Source organism: Streptomyces sp. CG 926 (assembly GCF_003148825.1).
Lineage (GTDB): Bacteria > Actinomycetota > Actinomycetes > Streptomycetales > Streptomycetaceae > Streptomyces.
Genome location: NZ_QGGZ01000011.1, coordinates 38,339 through 54,871 on the forward strand (window position 1 = coordinate 38,339; position 16,533 = coordinate 54,871).

A 16,533-nucleotide genomic window follows, 5' to 3' on the forward strand; every position below is an offset into this window, starting at 1 on the left:
CCGTTCCCGGGCTCCGCCCGAACCGGCGCCCGGGCGCCGGCGAGGCCGGAAGGCCGGGCCCCGGTACCGGCCCGCGACCCGGACGGGGCTGCTCAGGTACCGGCGGCGGAGCCGAGATGGCAGGCTTGTGCCTGTGACCGAGATTGACGCAAAGATCGATGCCCTTGTCCCCTCATGGCTGTACCTCCCCGACATCGCGGAGATGCTGAACATCGAGGTGACCCGGGTCCGCCAGATGGTCAAGGAAGGGCAGCTCATCGCCGTCCGCCGGGGCGAGAACCGCTCCCTGCAGGTGCCGGCCCCCTTCATCGACGGCGACAAGGTCGTCAAGGGCCTCGTCGGTCTGCTGACCGTGCTGCGCGACGACCGCTTCACCGAGGAGGAGATCCTGGAATGGCTCTTCACCGAGGATCCGACCCTGCCCGGCACCCCCGTGCAGGCGCTGAGCGAGAATCGCGGCACGGAGGTGAAGCGCCGCGCTCAGGCGCTCGCCCTCTGACCTGATCGCCTTCGCTCCACAGCGGTGTACGGGCCGGGCCGCGGCCCGGCCCGTACACCGCATCCACCACGGGGGGTACCACCCATGCAGCTGTCCGACGCCCGGCTCTACCTCTGCACGGACGCCCGCAAGCGCCAGGGTGACCTCCCCGAGTTCCTCGACGCCGTGCTCTCCTCGGGCGTGGACATCGTCCAGCTCCGTGACAAGGGCATGGAGGCGGGCGAAGAGCTCGAACACCTCCAGGTCTTCGCCGAGGCCGCCCGTCGCCACGGCAAGCTCCTCGCCGTGAACGACCGCGCCGACGTCGCCCACGCCATCGGCTCCGACGTCCTGCACCTCGGCCAGGGCGACATCCCCGTCCCCGCGGCCCGCGCCATCCTCGACGAGCGGGTGCTGATCGGTCGGTCCTGCCACGCCGAGGACGAGGTCGACGCGGCCGTCGCCGAAGCCGGCGTGGACTACTTCTGCACCGGCCCCTGCTGGCCCACCCCCACCAAGCCCGGCCGCCACGCCCCCGGCCTGGACCTCGTCCGGTACGCGGCCTCCCTGGAGACGGACCGCCCCTGGTTCGCCATCGGCGGCATCGACGGATCGAACCTGGACGAGGTACTGGACGCCGGCGCCACCCGCATCGTGGTCGTCCGCGCCCTCACCGAGGCCACCGACCCCGGCGCGGCCGCGGCCGAGCTCGCCAAGCGGGTCCGGGCCCGCCTCGGCTGACGCCCGTCCGCCCGGACGACGGGCGCTCGCGTTACCCCGTACGGACGCCTTCAGGCCAGCGGGGGCCCGGCAAGTGTCCAAAACCGTGTCCAAAAGGCGGACAAGGCTTCGGTGTCCGCCGGGCCACGTCTAACCTGCCCACATGGCCTCTGGTACCGCTTCCACCTGGTCGGACCGTGCACACACCGTCCGCGACCTCCTCGCGTCCGGGCGCTCGTACTCCTTCGAGTTCTGGGCCCCGAAGACCGAGAAGGGCGAACGCAACCTCTGGAACGCCCTGCGCCGGGTCGAGGCGGTATCCCCGAGCTTCGTCTCCGTGACCTACGGAGCCGGCGGCTCCACCCGTGGCGGCACCGTGAAGGCCACCCAGGAGATCGCCGCGGACACCACCCTCACGCCCGTCGCGCACCTCACCGCCGTGGACCACTCCATCGCCGAGCTGCGCCACGTCATCGGCCAGTTCGCCGACGCCGGGATCCGCAACATGCTCGCCCTGCGCGGAGACCCGCCGGGCGACCCGATGGCCGACTGGGTGGCCCACCCCGACGGCGTGCACTACGCCGCCGACCTGGTGCGGCTGCTCAAGGAGTCCGGAGACTTCTGCGTCGGCGTCGCGGCCTTCCCCGAGATGCACCCGCGATCGACCGACTGGGATACGGACATCCGGCACTTCGTGGACAAGTGCCGTGCGGGCGCCGACTATGCGATCACCCAGATGTTCTTCGATCCCGAGAATTATCTGCGGCTGCGCGACAGCGTCGAGAAGGCGGGCTGCGACACCCCGATCATCCCCGAGGTCATGCCTGTTGTGGGTATCAAGCAGCTCGACCGACTGCCCCAACTCAGCACCGCGGTCTTCCCCGCGGACGTGAAAGAGCGCATGCTCGCCGTCAAGGACGACCCGGCCGCTGTACGCTCCATTGGCATCGAGTTCGCCACGGAGTTCTGCGCGCGGCTGCTGTCCGAGGGTGTCCCGGGGCTGCACTTCATCACGCTCAACAATTCCACGGCGACTCTCGAAATCTACGAGAACCTGGGCCTGCACCAGCGGGCCTGAGCGGCCGTCCCCGTTCCCGCGCCGGCGGCCGTACCGAGAGGGGCCATGCATGGGAATGACGGTCCTCTACATCGCGTTCGGTTTCGTCGCGCTGTGGCTGCTTGCCGAGGTCCTGATGCAGTACAAGGCCCGGCTCCGCTGGCGCCTGCTCGCCTTCGCCGGCTTCCTCGGCGTGGTCGCCGGCGTGATACTGCCGTCGGTGCCGGTCATCGGCGCCGGCGCGTTGGCGTTCGCCGTGGGCCAGACCCTGGTGACGCTGTCCTTCCGCAAGGGCTTCGTGGCCGGCTGGGCGCTGCGCCGCGGCGGTGAGCCCGTACGCCAGACGCGTCGCCGTCGGGGTTCGGGCGCCTCGGGCACGAAGTCGGAGCCGGCCCTCCAGGTCACCGCGCTGGAGTACGAGGACACGGACCGGTCCGGAGCCGAGGCTCGGGACGGGGCCGGCGAGGAGCGGTCGTTCCGGGACGCGCCCCCGGTGGTCTACGACACGGAGCCGGTTCCCGAGGACACCGGGTCCTACGGCATACAGAGTTTCGCGCCCCCCGCCGTCGACCGGACCGCGGCCTTCGCCTCGCCCTTCACCACGGCCGAGCAGGACGCCCACCAGTACGCGGCGTACTACGACCAGCAGAACCAGGGCGGCTACGACTACTCCGGCGGCTACCCGACGGGCGACCAGCAGCAGGTCTACGCCGCCTACTCGGACCCGTACATCGGCACCGGCGGCGGCGTCGTCCCGCCCCAGCCGTACGACTACACCCCGTACGCCGACTACGGGCAGCAGCAGTACTCCACGGACACCCCGCCCGGCGGGGTCTGGGTCCCGCAGCAGCGGTCCACCGACGGGGCCGGCCAGTCCTACCCGATGGAGGACCAGGGCGAGCAGCCGCAGCAGTACCCGTACCCGTACCCCCAGCAGGGCGGGTACGAGCAGTACCGCTACTGACGATCACCGTCGCCGGTCGCCGGTCACTGGGAGCCGCGGAATTCCGCGCCCTCCACGATCAGTCCGGCGACCAGGGCTCCGGTCATCCCGGCGTGCGCCAGCCCGCCGCCGGGGTGGGCCCAGCCGCCCGCCAGGTACAGCCCGGGCACGGCCGTGGTGTTGGCCGGCTGGAGCAGCCGGCCCCCGGCCCCCGCGAGGGCGGGCGGGGGCACCGCGCCGCCCAGCGCGCCGGTCGCCTCCTCGATGTCGGCCGCGGTACGCACCTCGTGCCACAACAGCCGCTCCCGTAGGCCCTGTACGGCCTTCTCCGCGAGGTTCAGCAGCTCGCCGGGCTCCGAGGTACCGGGGCCGGGTACGGCGCTCACGGTGACCGCCTCGTGCTCCTCGTCGGGCCGGGTGGTCGGATCGTCCGGGCGCATGACGGTGACCTGGGTCCCGGGAGCGTGGACGACCGTCCGGTGCACGGCGGTGGCCGGGCGCGCGCCGCGCAGCGCGAGCAGCAGGGTGATCCGCCCCGGTACGCCGTCCCCACGGGCGGGAACCGCGTCCGACGGCCACGGCAGCGAACCGGCCGGCAGCTGCCGGGGGTCGATCCCGCACACCACGGTGTCGGCGGCCGCCTCATCGCCGTCGGCCAGCCGCACACCGGCCGCCCGGCCGTCCGCGACCAGGACCTCCCGGACCTCCGCCCCGAAGACGAAGGCGACCTTGCGCTCCAGGCAGCGCTCGTACACGGCGGTGGCCAGGGCCCGCATCCCGCCGCGCACGTACCAGCTGCCGAAGGTCTGCTCCATGTACGGGAGCACGGCCGCCGAGGCGGGCGCGGTGGCGGGGTCGATCCCGTACCCGCGCACCAGGCCGGTCAGCAGCTCCGCGAGGGGGCCGCCCAGCTCCCGGTCGGCCACCTCGGCGAGGGTCGGCGGGCGGCGGCGCAGCAGGCCGCTCCCGCGCAGCGCCGGATACGGGTCGTCGCCCAGGCTCCGGCGGGCGCCGGGTCGCAGGGGCTCCTCCAGCAGCGGGCGCCGGGTGGCGTCCCAGGCGTCGCGGGCGCGGCCCAGGACGGCGTTCCAGCGCTCGCCCGCACCCGGGCCGAAGGCGGATTCCAGCGCGGCGGCGACACCGCCGTGGGAGGCGCCGGGGAGGGTGACGTCGATGCCGCGGTGGGGGAGGACGTGTCGGACGGCCGGGTTCGCCTGGGCCATGTCGACGTAGGTCTCCAGCGGCTGCTTACCGGTCTTCACGAAGAGATCGCGGTAGACGGCCGGCAGGTGCAGCAGCCCGGGGCCGGTGTCGAAGGTGAAGCCCTCGCGCTCGTACCGGCCCACGGATCCGCCGTAGGTGGCCCCGCGTTCGTACACCGTCACCTGGTGCCCCGCCACGGCCAGCCGGGCCGCCGTCGCCATCGCGCCCATGCCGGCGCCGATCACCGCAATTCGTGCCATGCGGCCGAGCCTATCGACCCAGGTGGGGGCCCTCGCGTCAGCGGGGTGGGGCTCCGGTGGTCTCACGGACCTCGGCGGCCAGCCGCTTCTCCTCACGGCGCTGGGCACGGCGCCGCAGGAAGCGGCGGATCCGGCTCCAGAGGAAGAACAGTATGGCCAGTCCGATGGCCAGCAGCACGGCGGCGATGATCGCCGCGGCCTCGGGATTGAACATCGCGAAGGTGACGAGCCCGGCCACCCCGAGGTCCTCGGCGATGCTCATCCCCACGTTGGTGAAGGGCTCGGGCGAGGTGTTGATCGCCATCCGGGTGCCGGCTTTGACGAAATGGCTGGCCAGCGCTGTGGAGCCGCCGACCGCGGCGGCGGTGATCTCGGGGAGCGAACCGGTCTGCCCGGCCAGCAGCGCACCGATCACCGCACCGGACACGGGGCGGATCACCGTGTGGACGGTGTCCCATATCGAGTCCATGTACGGGACCTTGTCGGCGATCGCCTCGCACAGGAACAGCACCGCCGCCACGATCAGCACGTCCGTGCGCTGCAGGGAGGCGGGGACGTCGTCGGTCAGGCCGGTGCGGCCGAAGATGCCGAGCAGGAGGACCACGGCGTAAGCGTTGATCCCACTGGCCCAGCCGCTGGTGAAGACCAGGGGGAGCACACTCATCGGATCATCATGCCGTACGGGAACGCAGAAAAGTGAGGGGACGGCCGCACGGCGGCCATCCCCTCACCCACGTTGTCGGGGGCTACTGCCCCTGCTCGTCACGGCGGCGCTGCCACCGTTCCTCGATACGGGTCATCATCGACCGACGCTGCCGGCTCCGGCCATGGGCCGGACCGCCGGTACTTCCGGAGACGGGCTGCTCGCCAGGCTTGGGTGCCTTGCGCCAACCGGTGACCACCAGGACCGTACATCCCAGCATGACGAGGAAACCCACCACGCTGATCCAGAGCACGTTCGGAATGATCACACCGGTCATGAGGAGCGCGATACCCACCACAATGCCTGCGACTGCCTGGTAGACCCGTCGCCGGGTGTACGTACGCAGTCCGCTTCCCTCAAGCGCTGTCGCGAACTTGGGATCTTCGGCGTACAGCGCTCGCTCCATCTGCTCGAGCATTCGCTGCTCGTGCTCCGAGAGCGGCACGGGAGTCCTCCTCATCCGTCGGTCGCGGGGGTGGCGACCAGGGGTCCCCTTCAGGATAGGCGGGGAATCGCCCCCGTGACACCCGCCCTCTGCGCAGTGTTCCAAAAGGACACAACCCAGAAATGACGCAGCCGGTGAAAGCGCTGCGTGAAAACCGTACCGCCGCGGGGGCGGTCACTGAGGCCCTTATTCCCCAATGGTCCGTCCACCATGCCGGTCTTGCACCTGATCATACGGGGCCGACCGGCGGATCGGAGGGTGTGTGGCCGACTCCGCCCGCGGAAGGTCGCAGTTCAGGCCCGCTTCTCGCCCAGGACGTGCAGCTGGGTGGCGACCGCGTGGAAGGCGGGCAGCTCGGCCGCGGCCTCCTCCAGACGCAGCAGCGCCTCCACGGCGCCGGGCTCGGTGTCCACCAGGACCCCGGGCACGAGGTCGGCGAAGATCCGCACGCCGTGCACCGCGCCGACCTCGAGGCCGGCCCCGCCGACCAGCTCGGAGAGCTGCTCGGCGGTGAAGCGGCGCGGTACCGGGTCGCCGGAGCCCCAGCGGCCGGCCGGGTCCGTCAGGGCGGTACGGGCCTCCGTGAAGTGCCCGGCCAGCGCGCGGGCCAGCACGGCCCCACCGAGGCCGGCGGCCAGCAGGCTGAGCGTGCCGTCGGTGCGCAGCGCGGCCACCGTGTTGGCCACGCCCTCCGCGGGGTCGTCCACGTACTCCAGCACGCCGTGGCAGAGCACCACGTCGTAGGCGTCCCGCTCGACGACGTCCAACAGGCCCTGGGCGTCGCCCTGGACTCCGCGCACGAGATCGGCGACACCGGCCTCGGCCACTCGGCGCTCCAGCCCGAACAGTGCGTTCGGGCTGGGGTCGACCACGGTGACCCGGTGGCCCAGGCGGGCCACCGGCACGGCGAACTTGCCGGTGCCGCCACCGGTGTCGAGCACGTCCAGCACATCCCGCCCGGTCGCCTTCACCCGGCGGTCGAGTGCCTCCTTGAGGACCTCCCACACCACGGCGGTGCGGAGGGAGGCACGGGGGCGGGAAGTGTCCGACACGGCTGATGGCTCCTCGGCGCGGTAAAGGGTGAGCGGTCCTGGCCCACCCTATTGCCTTCCGCCGCCGGGCAGCTCATCCCGCGTCCGGATGCTCCGGACGTGGTGCGGGCAGGGTCTGTCCGAGGGGTTGGGGTGGTGTCCGGACGGTGAGCATCCGTTCCACCAGGCGAAGGAACATCGAGGCCGCCCGCACCAGATCGTCCGCGTCCCGGGGGCTCGCCGCGTCCGCTATCCCCGCCTCGGCCCTGGCCCGGCGGGCGGCTCCGGAGGCGAAGAGCGCGCTCCACTCGGTCAGCTCCGGGGCCATCTCCGGCAGCACCTCCCACGCGCTGCGGATCCGGGGCCGCCGCCGCGGGCTCACCGGCTCGGGCCGGGCACGCGCGGCGAGCACGGCCGCGGCGGTGCGCAGTGCGGCGAGGTGGGCGGTGGCGTAGCGCTCGTTGGGGCGGGTCAGCCGGGCGGCCTCGGCCAGGCCGCTGTGGGCCTTGGCCAGCAGGTCGAGGGCGGCCGGTGGAGCCGTCGACCTGCGCAGGACGGGGTGGACAGGGGACGGGGACGGTGTGGCCATGACGAACCTCCTGTCGATGCGTTGCCCCCATCGTGACGGGCCCCACTGACAATTGCGCTGACCTGGGCTTTTACGGTCACGAACCGGGCAACTGCCCCCTCCTGCGCACCTGGTGCGAAGAAGGATGCTAGTTTTTGAACTGACCGGTCAGTTCAAAGAAGGGGGACGGCGTGGACAGCCCGCACGGCGCGGCCGTCAAGGCCGAGGACTTCGGACTCGAGGGCCCGCGCGGCTGGGCCTTCCGGGGAGTCGGCATCGACGCGGCCCCAGGCTCGCTCATCGCGGTCGAAGGCCCCTCCGGCAGTGGCCGTACCTGCCTGCTCCTTGCCCTCACCGGGCGGATGAAACCCACCCAGGGGCACGCCGAGGTCGGCGGCCACCGGCTGCCGAAGCGGATGACGGCGGTTCGCCGGATTGCCGCACTCGGCCCCGTCTCCGGGGTCAACGAACTCGACCAGGCCCTCACCGTCGCGGAACAGCTGCGCGAGGGCGCCCTGCTCCAGCGCCACTACGGCGCCCCGGTCCGCGCCATGTTCCGGCCCCGCGCCGAGCGTCGCGCCGCCGCCGAGGCGCGGATCGCCTCCGCCCTGGAGGCCGCCGGCCTGGACCTCGCCGCGCTGCCCAAGGGCGGCCGGACCTCCGTACGGGACCTGGAACGCCTGGAGTCCGTACGGCTGTCCGTCGCCATCGCGCTGCTGGGCTCCCCGGGACTGCTGGCCCTCGACGACCTCGACCTGAAGCTGTCGGACACCGAACGCGCCGAGGCCTGGGACCTGCTCCGCTCGGTCGCCGCCCGCGGGATCACCGTCCTCGCGGTGTGCAGCGAGGCCCCCGCCGACGCGGTCGTCCTGCGGACCTCCCCCAAGGAGCCGGACGCGGCGGACGGCTCCGGGAACGACACGAAGACCGACTCCGAGACCGACTCCGAAACCGACACGGCGACCGACTCCGAGACCGACTCCGAAACCGACTCGGCGGCCGACACGGCGACCGACTCCGAGACCGACTCCGAGAACGACGACACGAAGGGGGCGGACGATGCGCTCGCCGAAGCTGGCCGCGCTTGAGCTCAAGCGGTTCGGGCGGGGGAAGCTGCCCCGGGCCGCTCTCGTCGCGCTGCTCCTGCTGCCGCTGCTCTACGGAGCCCTGTACCTGTGGTCCTTCTGGGACCCGTACAGCCGCCTCGACAAGGTGCCCGTCGCCATCGTCAACGCCGACAAGGGCGCGACCGTCGGCGGTGAGCACTTCGACGCCGGCGCCGAGATAGCCAAGAAGCTGCACAGCAGCAAGAAGTCCTTCGAGTGGCACGACGCGAGCGCGAAGGAGGCGGCCGAGGGCCTGGAGAACGGTACCTACTACCTGACCCTGACCATGCCCGCCGACTTCAGCGCGAAGATCGCCTCCAGCTCGGGGGAGGACCCCACCACCGGGGCCCTCCAGGTCCGCACGAACGACGCCAACAACTACATCGTCGGCTCGATCTCGCGTTCCGTCTTCGCCGAGGTCCGCTCCGCGGCGTCCACCAACGCCTCCCGGAAGTTCCTCGACAAGATCTTCGTCAACTTCTCCGACCTGCACGACAAGACCGCCGAGGCGGCCGACGGCGCCGACCAGCTCAAGGACGGCGCGGGCAAGGCCCAGGAAGGCGCCAAGGAACTCGCCGACGGCCTCGACACGGCACAGGAGAAGTCCGGCGAGCTCAACAGCGGTCTGCAGAAGCTGAACACGGCCGCGGGCAAGCTGGAGACCGGCTCCAAGGACGTCGCGGACGGTACCCAGGCGCTGGCCGACAAGGTCAACGGGGCCGCGGACAAGGCCCGCCCCTTCGTCAAGGACCCCAAGAACCTGGCGGACACCGCCGAGCTCGTCGCCGACAGCGCGAAGGTGGTCAACAACCACCTCGGCACCTTCGCCGAGAAGGCCCCGGCCGCGGCCGCCGCCGCCAAGAAGGCCTCGGCCGGCGCGGACGCCTACTACACCAAGCACTGCGTCACCCCCGGCGGCGAACCGCACCTGGCCTCCTGCCCCGACCTGAAGAAGGTCAAGGACAGCGCGGCCGAGGCCGCCGAGCTCAGCGGGGACGTCAGCGTCCTGGTCAAGAACGCGAACGGGGACGTCGCCACGCTCCGCACCCAGCTCACCGACCTGGAGAAGAAGGCCCGCGAGCTCGTCGTCAAGGCGCCCCAGCTCGCGGGTGACCTCGACGCGGCCGTCGCCAAGGTCAACGCCCTCAACAGCGGAGCCCACAAGGTGTCCGCCGGCATGGCCCAGCTGCACACCGGCCTCGGTACCGTCACCACCGGCTCCGGCGCCCTCACCGAAGGCGTCGGCAAGCTCGGCGACGGCGCCCACCGCCTCGACGGCGGCATGTACAAGCTCGTCGACGGCACCGGCGAACTCGCCGGCGGCCTGCACGACGGCGCCGGCAAGATCCCCGACTACGACCAGCAGCAGCGCGACGCGCGCACCCAGGTCATGGCCGACCCGGTCCAGCTCGCCAACCAGTCCCTGCACAAGGCGCCCAACTACGGCACCGGCTTCGCCCCCTACTTCATCCCGCTCTCCCTCTGGGTCGGCGCGATGGTCGCCTACATGCTGATCGCCCCGCTGAACCGGCGGGCCCTGGCCGCGGGCGCCTCACCCTGGCGGGTCGCCCTCGCCGGCTGGCTGCCCGTGGCGGGCCTCGGCACGGCACAGGTGGCCCTGCTGATGTCCGTACTGCACTGGGCGCCCGGCCTCGGCCTGAAAATGGCCCACCCGGCCCTGACCATCGCCTTCCTGATGCTGGTCACCTGCTGCTTCGCGGCGATCGTCCAGTGGCTCAACGCCAAGTTCGGCGCCGCCGGCCGCATCCTGGTGCTGGCCGTCCTGATGCTCCAACTGACCTCGGCGGGCGGCACCTACCCCGTCCAGACCAGCCCGGACTTCTTCAACTGGATCCACCCGTACCTGCCGATGTCGTACATCGTCGAGAGCCTGCGCCGCCTCATCACCGGCGGCGACCTCGGCCCGGTCTGGCACGGAAGCGTGGTCCTGCTGGCCTTCACCGCGGGCGCCTTGGCCCTCACCGCGCTCGCCGCCCGCGGCAAGCAGGTGTGGACCATGGACCGACTGCACCCGGAACTGAGCCTGTAGGGACGTGTTGACCTGTGACAATCAGCGCCATGGAAAGCAGCAGCACCGGTACGGGTACCGGCGGGGGCCGTCGTGCGATCACCCGGCAGAAGCTCTACGAGGCGGCCGTCACCCTGATCGCCGAGCAGGGCTTCTCCGCGACCACGGTCGATGAGATCGCCGAGCGGGCGGGCGTCGCGAAGGGCACCGTCTACTACAACTTCGCGAGCAAGAACGAGCTCTTCGAGGAGCTGCTGCGGCACGGCGTCGGCCTGCTGACGGTCTCCCTGCGGACGGCGGCCGAGGAGACGGAGGCCCGCGGCGGCAGCCGGGTCGAGGCGCTCGACGCGATGATCCGGGCGGGGCTCGTCTTCATCGACCGGTACCCGGCCTTCACCCAGCTGTACGTCGCCGAGCTGTGGCGCACCAACCGCGCGTGGCAGTCCACGCTCATGGTGGTCCGGCAGGAAGCGGTGGCCGTCGTGGAGAAGGTGCTGCGCGAGGGCGTGGAACGCGGTGAGCTGAGCGCCGAGATCGATGTGCCGCTCACGGCGGCCGCGATGGTCGGGATGGTGCTGGTGGCTGCGCTGGACTGGCAGTCCTTCCAGAGCGAGCGGTCCCTGGACGACGTGCACTCGGCGCTGTCGCTGCTGCTGCGGGGTCGGGTCAGCGGCAACCGCTGAACCCCCCGGTCGGCGGTGCCGCGCGGGCGCGCCGGCCCGTAGAACTGGTGGCACCGGCCGCGGCGGCTGAGTATCCGTACCTAGGCGCGGATATGAGTACGTGCGCGGATGGGCTCCCACCTGCGCGAACGCCAGACTGGGAGCAACGGACAGGAGACCCGGTCCGCACCGCCGACACGGGGCTGCGGAGCGGACCGGGTGCCTCCTGCCGTGACCGGGGCGGGGGAACGACGGGGGATCGGCGACCCGGTGCAGCGGTACGTGGAACGGCGGGGCTCGGGGGGATCGAGCCTCGCCGTTTCGCGTCCGCGGGTTCGGCGGTTCCTCGTGGTGGCCCGCGCCGCCGTTGCCGGGGCTCCGCCCCGGACCCCGCGCCTCGAACGCCGGCGGGGCTGGGGGAGGCGGCGGGGCGGCTCAGTCGCCGGTGGGGCCGGCTTTCAGGAGCCTCGACCGGAGGGTCGTCAGGTACGCCGAGACCGCGGTGGCCACGGCCGTACGGCGGGCCGTGAGGGCCCAGGAGACGCGGGCCGCCGAGCGGGGCAGCAGCAGGGCGCGTAGCCGGGGCAGGCGGTCCGCGGACTCCAGCAGGCCCGTGCGGGCCAGCAGTACGTCGTCCGCCAGTTCCGGATACGAGACCTCCGCGCCCGGGGGCGCGTACAGGGCCCGTTCCACCGCGCCGGCGACCCGGTGCACGGCCGCCGCGGACTCCGCGTCCAGGCGGCCCAGATCCACGATCCGGCTCGCCGCCCGGCGTGGGGACAGCGCCTCGTCCGGGAGCACACCCGCGTCCCAGGCAGTGTCGCCCAGTTCCCGCCAGGCCGTCAGAACCTCTCCGGTCGCCAGGCGCCGGGCCCGCAGGCGGGTCCGCCACAGCAGCGGGAGCAGGGGCAGGCCCAGTACCGCCACCGCGAGCGCCGCCCAGCCCAGGAACGTCGTCACCGACGGCCCGCCACCGCCGCCCGTGTCCGGCGCGGCCGCGGCCGTGCCGCACTCGCCGATCTTCTTCAGGTTCGGCGGGCACTCGGGGGTCGCCGTGGGCCCCGTCGAGGGCTGCGCCGCGCTCTGCGAGGGCAGCGGCGCCGGAGCGGACGGCTGGGCGGCCGGGGTCTGTGCCCGGGAGTACTCCGGGATGTTGATGCCGGAGCGCGGCGTCGGCTCGAAGCGGGTCCAGCCCACGCCCTCGAAGTAGAGCTCGGGCCAGGCGTGCGCGTCGCGCATCGACACGTTCACATTGCCGTCCGACTGCTTCTCGCCGGGCGTGAAGCCCACCGCGACCCGGGCCGGGATGCCCAGGGAGCGGGACATCGCCGCCATCGAGAAGGCGAAGTGGACGCAGAAGCCCTCCTTGTCGGCGAGGAACCGGGCGACCGCTTGCGGACCCGTGCCCGAGGCGGTCTTCGTGTTGTAGCGGAACCCGCCGTTCACGGCGAAGTAGTCCTGCAGCTTCACGGCCCGCGTGTAGTCGTCCTTCGACCCCTGCGTCACCTGGCGGGCCGTCTCGGCGACCACGGCCGGCAGGTTGTCGGGGAGCTTGGTGTACTCCTGCTGGACCGCCGGGTCGGGCTCCGGGGCGTTCTGCAGCTGCTGGGCCGTCGGCTTCAGCAGCAGGCTGCGCACCGTGTACTCGGCGCCTTGGACGTTCTGGAACTTGTCCCGGCCCAGCTGGTCGCCGACCAGGGTCCGGCCCGCCGGCTCGAACCGCCACTTGCCACCGATGTCCACCGACGTCGCCGGGTACGGCATGGGGAGGTAGCGCTGGGTGTAGTAGTCCGCCGCCGAGACGCTGGTGGTGACCTCGACCGCGGAACGGCTGACGGGGGCACGGAGACCCGGCGGGTCCGGCAGCTTCTCCGGCACGTCCACCAGGGCCCGCCCGGAGGCCTCCCACTTGACGCCGTTGAACTCGTCCAGGGCCAGGATCCGCAGGTACTGCTCGGCCTGCTGCGGGCTGTTCGTCCGGTACTTCAGGATCACGCGGTTGTCCTGCGCGTTGAGGTTGCTCTGCAGGGAGACCAGCGGGTTGACCGCCGAGATCGTCCCGCCCACGCCGCCGCCGCTCTCGTCGGAGTCCTGCGTGCCGCCCAGCAGACCGCCGCCGAGCGACGGGAGCACGGCCGGCACCACCAGCGCCAGGCCCAGGGTCACCGCGCCGATCCGCCGCCCGAACTTCACGGGAGCCGTCGCCTGACCGCCCGCCCCGTTGGCGAGGCCGGAGTCGGCGGCGCCCCGGCGCGGGGCCGCGCCGAAGACCCGGCCCCACTGGGCGAGCCGGTCGCGCCCCTCGGACAGCAGCAGCATCAGGTAGCCGCAGCCCGCGAGCAGGAAGGAGAACCAGGAGGCGCCCCCGCCGCCCGCCAGACCCGAGGCCACCGAGTACAGCGCCAGCAGCGGCAGCCCGGCCGCGGCGGCCGTGCGCAGGGTCACCGCCAGCGTGTCCACCAGCAGCCCGATCAGCAGCACGCCGGACACCAGCAGCAGCTTGATGCCGTCCGTCAGCGGAGCCGGGATGGCGAACTCGCCCACGTCCCGCAGGCCCTGCCCGAACAGCGCGCCGAAGTCCGTCACCAGGTACGCCAGCGGCCCGTCCCCGTGGGACTCGCCCTTGCCGGCGTAGAGGAACGCGAGCAGCAAGAGCGACACCAGCGCCTGCGCGGCCACGGTCAGCGCCCGGGCCAGCGGCACCCGCCGCGCCCCGGCGCCCACCGCGCTCTGCACGGCGAGCAGCAGCGCAGCCTGGAGCAGCCAGGCCTGCGAGTCCACCAGTGCGTTCAGCGACCACGAGGTGAGCAGTGTCGCCAGTGCCGCGAACAGCGTCAGTTTCGCCCGCCCGCTCATTCCCGACCTCCGGAGGTTCCCGTACCGACGCGCGCGGTCCCGGCCTGGCGCCACAGTTCGCCGAAGGCCACCCCGGGCGGGACGGCCAGTGCCGTCCAGCCCGCGTCGCGCAGCCGGCGCAGCCGCTCCTCCAGCGGGGGCACGGCATGTCCCGGAGCGGGCTCTCCGCCCCAGCTCGCGCAGTCCAGCACGAAGGCGACCGCACCGGAGGTGCGCTGGCGCATCCGGGCGGCCAGTTCTGTCTGTACGTCGTCCAGGTCGCCGAAGAAGGCGATGAGGAGCCCGTCACCGCCGGCTCCGCCGAAACCACCGCTGCCGCCGGCGCGCACCGCGTCGTAGGCGCGCGAGAGCCCGGCGCCGTCGGAGTGCCCGACGACCGCGAGGGTGTCCATCATCAGCCCGGCGGCCTCCGCGGACTCCTGCCCGCCGGAGGAGAAACCGCCGCCGCCCTCACCGGGCACCGAGCTGCCGGTGTCGGTGAGCAGTCGTGCGGAGAAGCCCTGTTCCAGGACGTGCACCAGGCTGGAGGCGGCCGCCGAGACGGCCCACTCGAAGGCCGAGTCAGGGCCGGCGCCGTCGAAGGCCAGGCGCCGGGTGTCCAGCAGGACGGTGGCCCTGCTGCGCTGCGGCTGCTCCTCGCGGCGGACCATCAGCTCGCCGTAGCGGGCGGTGGAGCGCCAGTGCACGCGGCGCAGGTCGTCGCCGCGCCGGTAGCCGCGGGGGATCACGTCGTCGTCGCCGGCCAGGGCCAGGGAGCGGCGGCTGCCGTCGCCGTAGCCGTTGGACTGGCCGGTCAGGTGGACCACCGGGAGGGGCTCGGTGCGCGGGATGACGGTGAGGGTGTCGTAGGCGCTGAAGGAGCGGGTCAGCTCGACCAGCCCGAAGGGGTCGGTCAGGCGCAGTTCGAGCGGGCCGAGCGGATAGCGGCCGCGCAGGTCGGAGCGGACCCGGTAGGACACCTCGCGGCGGCCGCCGGGCTCGACCCGGTCCAGTACGAAGCGCGGGCGCGGGCCCAGTACGTAGGGCACCCGGTCCTGGAGCATCAGCAGGCCGGTGGGCAGCCGGGAGACGTTGTCCATGCGCAGCTGTACGCGGGCCTCGCTGCCCGCGGGGACCCGCCCGGGGCTGAGCCGGCGGCTGCCGGAGACCCGGAAGCGGGTGCGGTGGAGGGCGTAGACGCAGATCAGCGGCAGGAGGGCGAGGAGCAGGCCGACGCGCAGCAGTTCGCCCTGTCCCAGCACGTACGCGCAGGCCGCGGCGGCTATCCCGGCGGCCAGGAACGAGCGGCCGCGGGTGGTCAGTCCGGACAGCGACGCGCGCAGTCCGCCGCCGTCCCCCGGGCCACCGGCGCCGCGCGGGGCACCGGCGCTCATCAGAAGCCCCGGATGCCCGCGCCGGGCGGCATCTCGCCGCGGGCGTGCGCGGCCGGGACGGGGGTGCGCTGCAGGATCTCGCCGACGACCTGCTCGGCGGTGCGGCGGTTGAGCTGGGCCTGGGCGGTGGGCAGCAGCCGGTGTGCGAGGACCGGGGCGGCCAAGGCTTGGACGTCGTCGGGCAGGACGTAGTCCCGGCCGGAGAGCGCGGCGGAGGCCTTCACGGCGCGCAGCAGGTGCAAGGTGGCGCGGGGCGAGGCGCCGAGCCGCAGGTCGGGGTGGGTGCGGGTGGCGGAGACCAGGTCGACGACGTAGCGCCGGACCGGCTCGGCCACGTAGACCTCGCGGACCGCCTCGATGAGCTTGACGATCTCGTGGGAGTGCGCGACGGAGGTGAGGTCGTCGAGCGGGGAGACGCCGCCGTGCACGTCGAGCATCTGGAGCTCGGCCTCGGGGCTGGGGTAGCCGACGGAGACGCGGGCCATGAAGCGGTCGCGCTGGGCCTCGGGCAGCGGGTACGTGCCCTCCATCTCCACCGGGTTCTGGGTGGCGACGACCATGAAGGGGCTGGGCAGCGTGTAGGTCGTGCCGTCGATGGTGACCTGGCGCTCCTCCATCGACTCCAGCAGCGCGGACTGGGTCTTCGGCGAGGCGCGGTTGATCTCGTCACCGATGACGATCTGCGCGAAGATCGCGCCCGGCTTGAACTCGAACTCGCGGCGCTGCTGGTCGTAGATGCTGACACCGGTGATGTCGGAGGGCAGCAGGTCCGGGGTGAACTGGATGCGCTGGACCGAGCAGTCGATGGACTTGGCGAGCGTCTTGGCGAGCATCGTCTTGCCGACGCCGGGGACGTCCTCGATGAGGAGGTGGCCCTCGGCGAGCAGCACGGTGAGCGCGAGGCGGACGACCTCGGGCTTGCCCTCGATCACGCTCTCGACCGACTGGCGCACCCGCTCCACCGTGCTGGTCAGATCCGCGAGGCTCGCTCGGTCGTCGTACGTCGTCACCTGGTTCTCCTCGGCCCTTTCCCAGGGCCGACGCCCTTGGCGCATGAACCGGCCCACCCCGAAACACGGACACCGACCCGGGGGATCCC

The 16,533-nt window shown here is 72.6% G+C and carries 15 protein-coding genes; 7 read left to right on the forward strand and 8 right to left on the reverse strand.

What is annotated here, in order from left to right; all coding sequences use genetic code 11:
- Window positions 1–133: 133 nt before the first annotated feature.
- The 4 genes from BCL76_RS27245 (at window position 134) to BCL76_RS27260 (ending at window position 3,219) form a co-directional block, all read left to right on the forward strand.
- Window positions 134–499 (forward strand): Rv2175c family DNA-binding protein, encoded by a 366-nt coding sequence (locus BCL76_RS27245; protein WP_030724382.1) that lies wholly within the window; start codon window positions 134–136, stop codon window positions 497–499.
- An 84-nt stretch (window positions 500–583) separates the two neighbouring features.
- Window positions 584–1,219 (forward strand): thiamine phosphate synthase, encoded by a 636-nt coding sequence (gene thiE / locus BCL76_RS27250; RefSeq protein WP_109782051.1) that lies wholly within the window; start codon window positions 584–586, stop codon window positions 1,217–1,219.
- Between the two features lie 142 nt (window positions 1,220–1,361).
- Complete coding sequence (gene metF / locus BCL76_RS27255; RefSeq protein ID WP_109782052.1) at window positions 1,362–2,276, forward strand: methylenetetrahydrofolate reductase [NAD(P)H]; 915 nt, start codon at window positions 1,362–1,364, stop codon at window positions 2,274–2,276.
- Window positions 2,277–2,325: 49 nt separating this feature from the next.
- On the forward strand, window positions 2,326–3,219 hold the full coding sequence (locus tag BCL76_RS27260; RefSeq protein ID WP_181382755.1) for a hypothetical protein: 894 nt from the start codon (window positions 2,326–2,328) through the stop codon (window positions 3,217–3,219).
- 23 nt (window positions 3,220–3,242) lie between these two features.
- Here the strand turns inward: BCL76_RS27260 and BCL76_RS27265 are convergent, their stop codons facing one another.
- From BCL76_RS27265 to BCL76_RS27285, 5 genes are all read right to left on the reverse strand, one after another.
- Window positions 3,243–4,661 (reverse strand): phytoene desaturase family protein, encoded by a 1,419-nt coding sequence (locus BCL76_RS27265; RefSeq protein WP_181382756.1) that lies wholly within the window; start codon window positions 4,659–4,661, stop codon window positions 3,243–3,245.
- 37 nt (window positions 4,662–4,698) lie between these two features.
- Window positions 4,699–5,325 (reverse strand): DUF4126 domain-containing protein, encoded by a 627-nt coding sequence (locus tag BCL76_RS27270; protein ID WP_109782055.1) that lies wholly within the window; start codon window positions 5,323–5,325, stop codon window positions 4,699–4,701.
- A gap of 82 nt (window positions 5,326–5,407) precedes the next feature.
- Entirely contained in the window at window positions 5,408–5,809 is a 402-nt protein-coding gene (locus tag BCL76_RS27275; RefSeq protein ID WP_109782056.1) for a DUF3040 domain-containing protein, read from the reverse strand.
- A gap of 293 nt (window positions 5,810–6,102) precedes the next feature.
- Window positions 6,103–6,861 (reverse strand): methyltransferase, encoded by a 759-nt coding sequence (locus BCL76_RS27280; RefSeq protein WP_109782057.1) that lies wholly within the window; start codon window positions 6,859–6,861, stop codon window positions 6,103–6,105.
- A 73-nt stretch (window positions 6,862–6,934) separates the two neighbouring features.
- Window positions 6,935–7,429, reverse strand: a complete 495-nt coding sequence (locus tag BCL76_RS27285) for an SAV_6107 family HEPN domain-containing protein (protein WP_109782058.1) — start codon at window positions 7,427–7,429, stop codon at window positions 6,935–6,937.
- Between the two features lie 170 nt (window positions 7,430–7,599).
- Between BCL76_RS27285 and BCL76_RS27290 the strand changes: the two genes are divergently transcribed.
- Genes BCL76_RS27290 through BCL76_RS27300 form a run of 3 tightly spaced genes read left to right on the forward strand, consistent with a single transcriptional unit; the run spans window position 7,600 to window position 11,226 of the window.
- Window positions 7,600–8,496, forward strand: coding sequence for an ATP-binding cassette domain-containing protein (locus BCL76_RS27290; protein ID WP_109782059.1), 897 nt, complete (start codon window positions 7,600–7,602; stop codon window positions 8,494–8,496).
- On the forward strand, window positions 8,468–10,564 hold the full coding sequence (locus tag BCL76_RS27295; protein WP_109782060.1) for a YhgE/Pip family protein: 2,097 nt from the start codon (window positions 8,468–8,470) through the stop codon (window positions 10,562–10,564). The genes BCL76_RS27290 and BCL76_RS27295 overlap by 29 nt, the downstream gene beginning before the upstream one ends.
- 29 nt (window positions 10,565–10,593) lie before the next feature.
- Window positions 10,594–11,226, forward strand: coding sequence for a TetR/AcrR family transcriptional regulator (locus BCL76_RS27300; RefSeq protein ID WP_030016832.1), 633 nt, complete (start codon window positions 10,594–10,596; stop codon window positions 11,224–11,226).
- A 414-nt stretch (window positions 11,227–11,640) separates the two neighbouring features.
- Here the strand turns inward: BCL76_RS27300 and BCL76_RS27305 are convergent, their stop codons facing one another.
- From BCL76_RS27305 to BCL76_RS27315, 3 genes are read right to left on the reverse strand one after another with little or no spacing between them, the layout of a single operon-like run.
- A complete protein-coding gene (locus BCL76_RS27305; protein WP_109782061.1) occupies window positions 11,641–14,061 on the reverse strand; it encodes a transglutaminase family protein in 2,421 nt (806 codons plus the stop codon).
- Entirely contained in the window at window positions 14,058–15,434 is a 1,377-nt protein-coding gene (locus BCL76_RS27310; protein ID WP_109782062.1) for a DUF58 domain-containing protein, read from the reverse strand. Before BCL76_RS27310 ends, BCL76_RS27305 begins: the two co-directional genes overlap by 4 nt.
- On the reverse strand, window positions 15,434–16,444 hold the full coding sequence (locus BCL76_RS27315; protein ID WP_030772904.1) for an AAA family ATPase: 1,011 nt from the start codon (window positions 16,442–16,444) through the stop codon (window positions 15,434–15,436). The genes BCL76_RS27310 and BCL76_RS27315 overlap by 1 nt, the downstream gene beginning before the upstream one ends.
- Window positions 16,445–16,533 lie beyond the last annotated feature (89 nt).

Excerpts from the sequence above, each read along its gene's own strand:
- thiE (WP_109782051.1), top strand. The coding sequence starts at position 584 with ATGCAGCTGTCCGACGCCCGGCTCTACCTCTGCACGGACGCCCGCAAG.
- metF (WP_109782052.1), top strand. The coding sequence starts at position 1,362 with ATGGCCTCTGGTACCGCTTCCACCTGGTCGGACCGTGCACACACCGTC.
- BCL76_RS27260 (WP_181382755.1), top strand. The coding sequence starts at position 2,326 with ATGGGAATGACGGTCCTCTACATCGCGTTCGGTTTCGTCGCGCTGTGG.
- BCL76_RS27265 (WP_181382756.1), bottom strand. The coding sequence starts at position 4,661 with ATGGCACGAATTGCGGTGATCGGCGCCGGCATGGGCGCGATGGCGACG.
- BCL76_RS27270 (WP_109782055.1), bottom strand. The coding sequence starts at position 5,325 with ATGAGTGTGCTCCCCCTGGTCTTCACCAGCGGCTGGGCCAGTGGGATC.
- BCL76_RS27285 (WP_109782058.1), bottom strand. The coding sequence starts at position 7,429 with ATGGCCACACCGTCCCCGTCCCCTGTCCACCCCGTCCTGCGCAGGTCG.
- BCL76_RS27295 (WP_109782060.1), top strand. The coding sequence starts at position 8,468 with ATGCGCTCGCCGAAGCTGGCCGCGCTTGAGCTCAAGCGGTTCGGGCGG.
- BCL76_RS27300 (WP_030016832.1), top strand. The coding sequence starts at position 10,594 with ATGGAAAGCAGCAGCACCGGTACGGGTACCGGCGGGGGCCGTCGTGCG.
- BCL76_RS27305 (WP_109782061.1), bottom strand. The coding sequence starts at position 14,061 with ATGAGCGGGCGGGCGAAACTGACGCTGTTCGCGGCACTGGCGACACTG.
- BCL76_RS27310 (WP_109782062.1), bottom strand. The coding sequence starts at position 15,434 with ATGAGCGCCGGTGCCCCGCGCGGCGCCGGTGGCCCGGGGGACGGCGGC.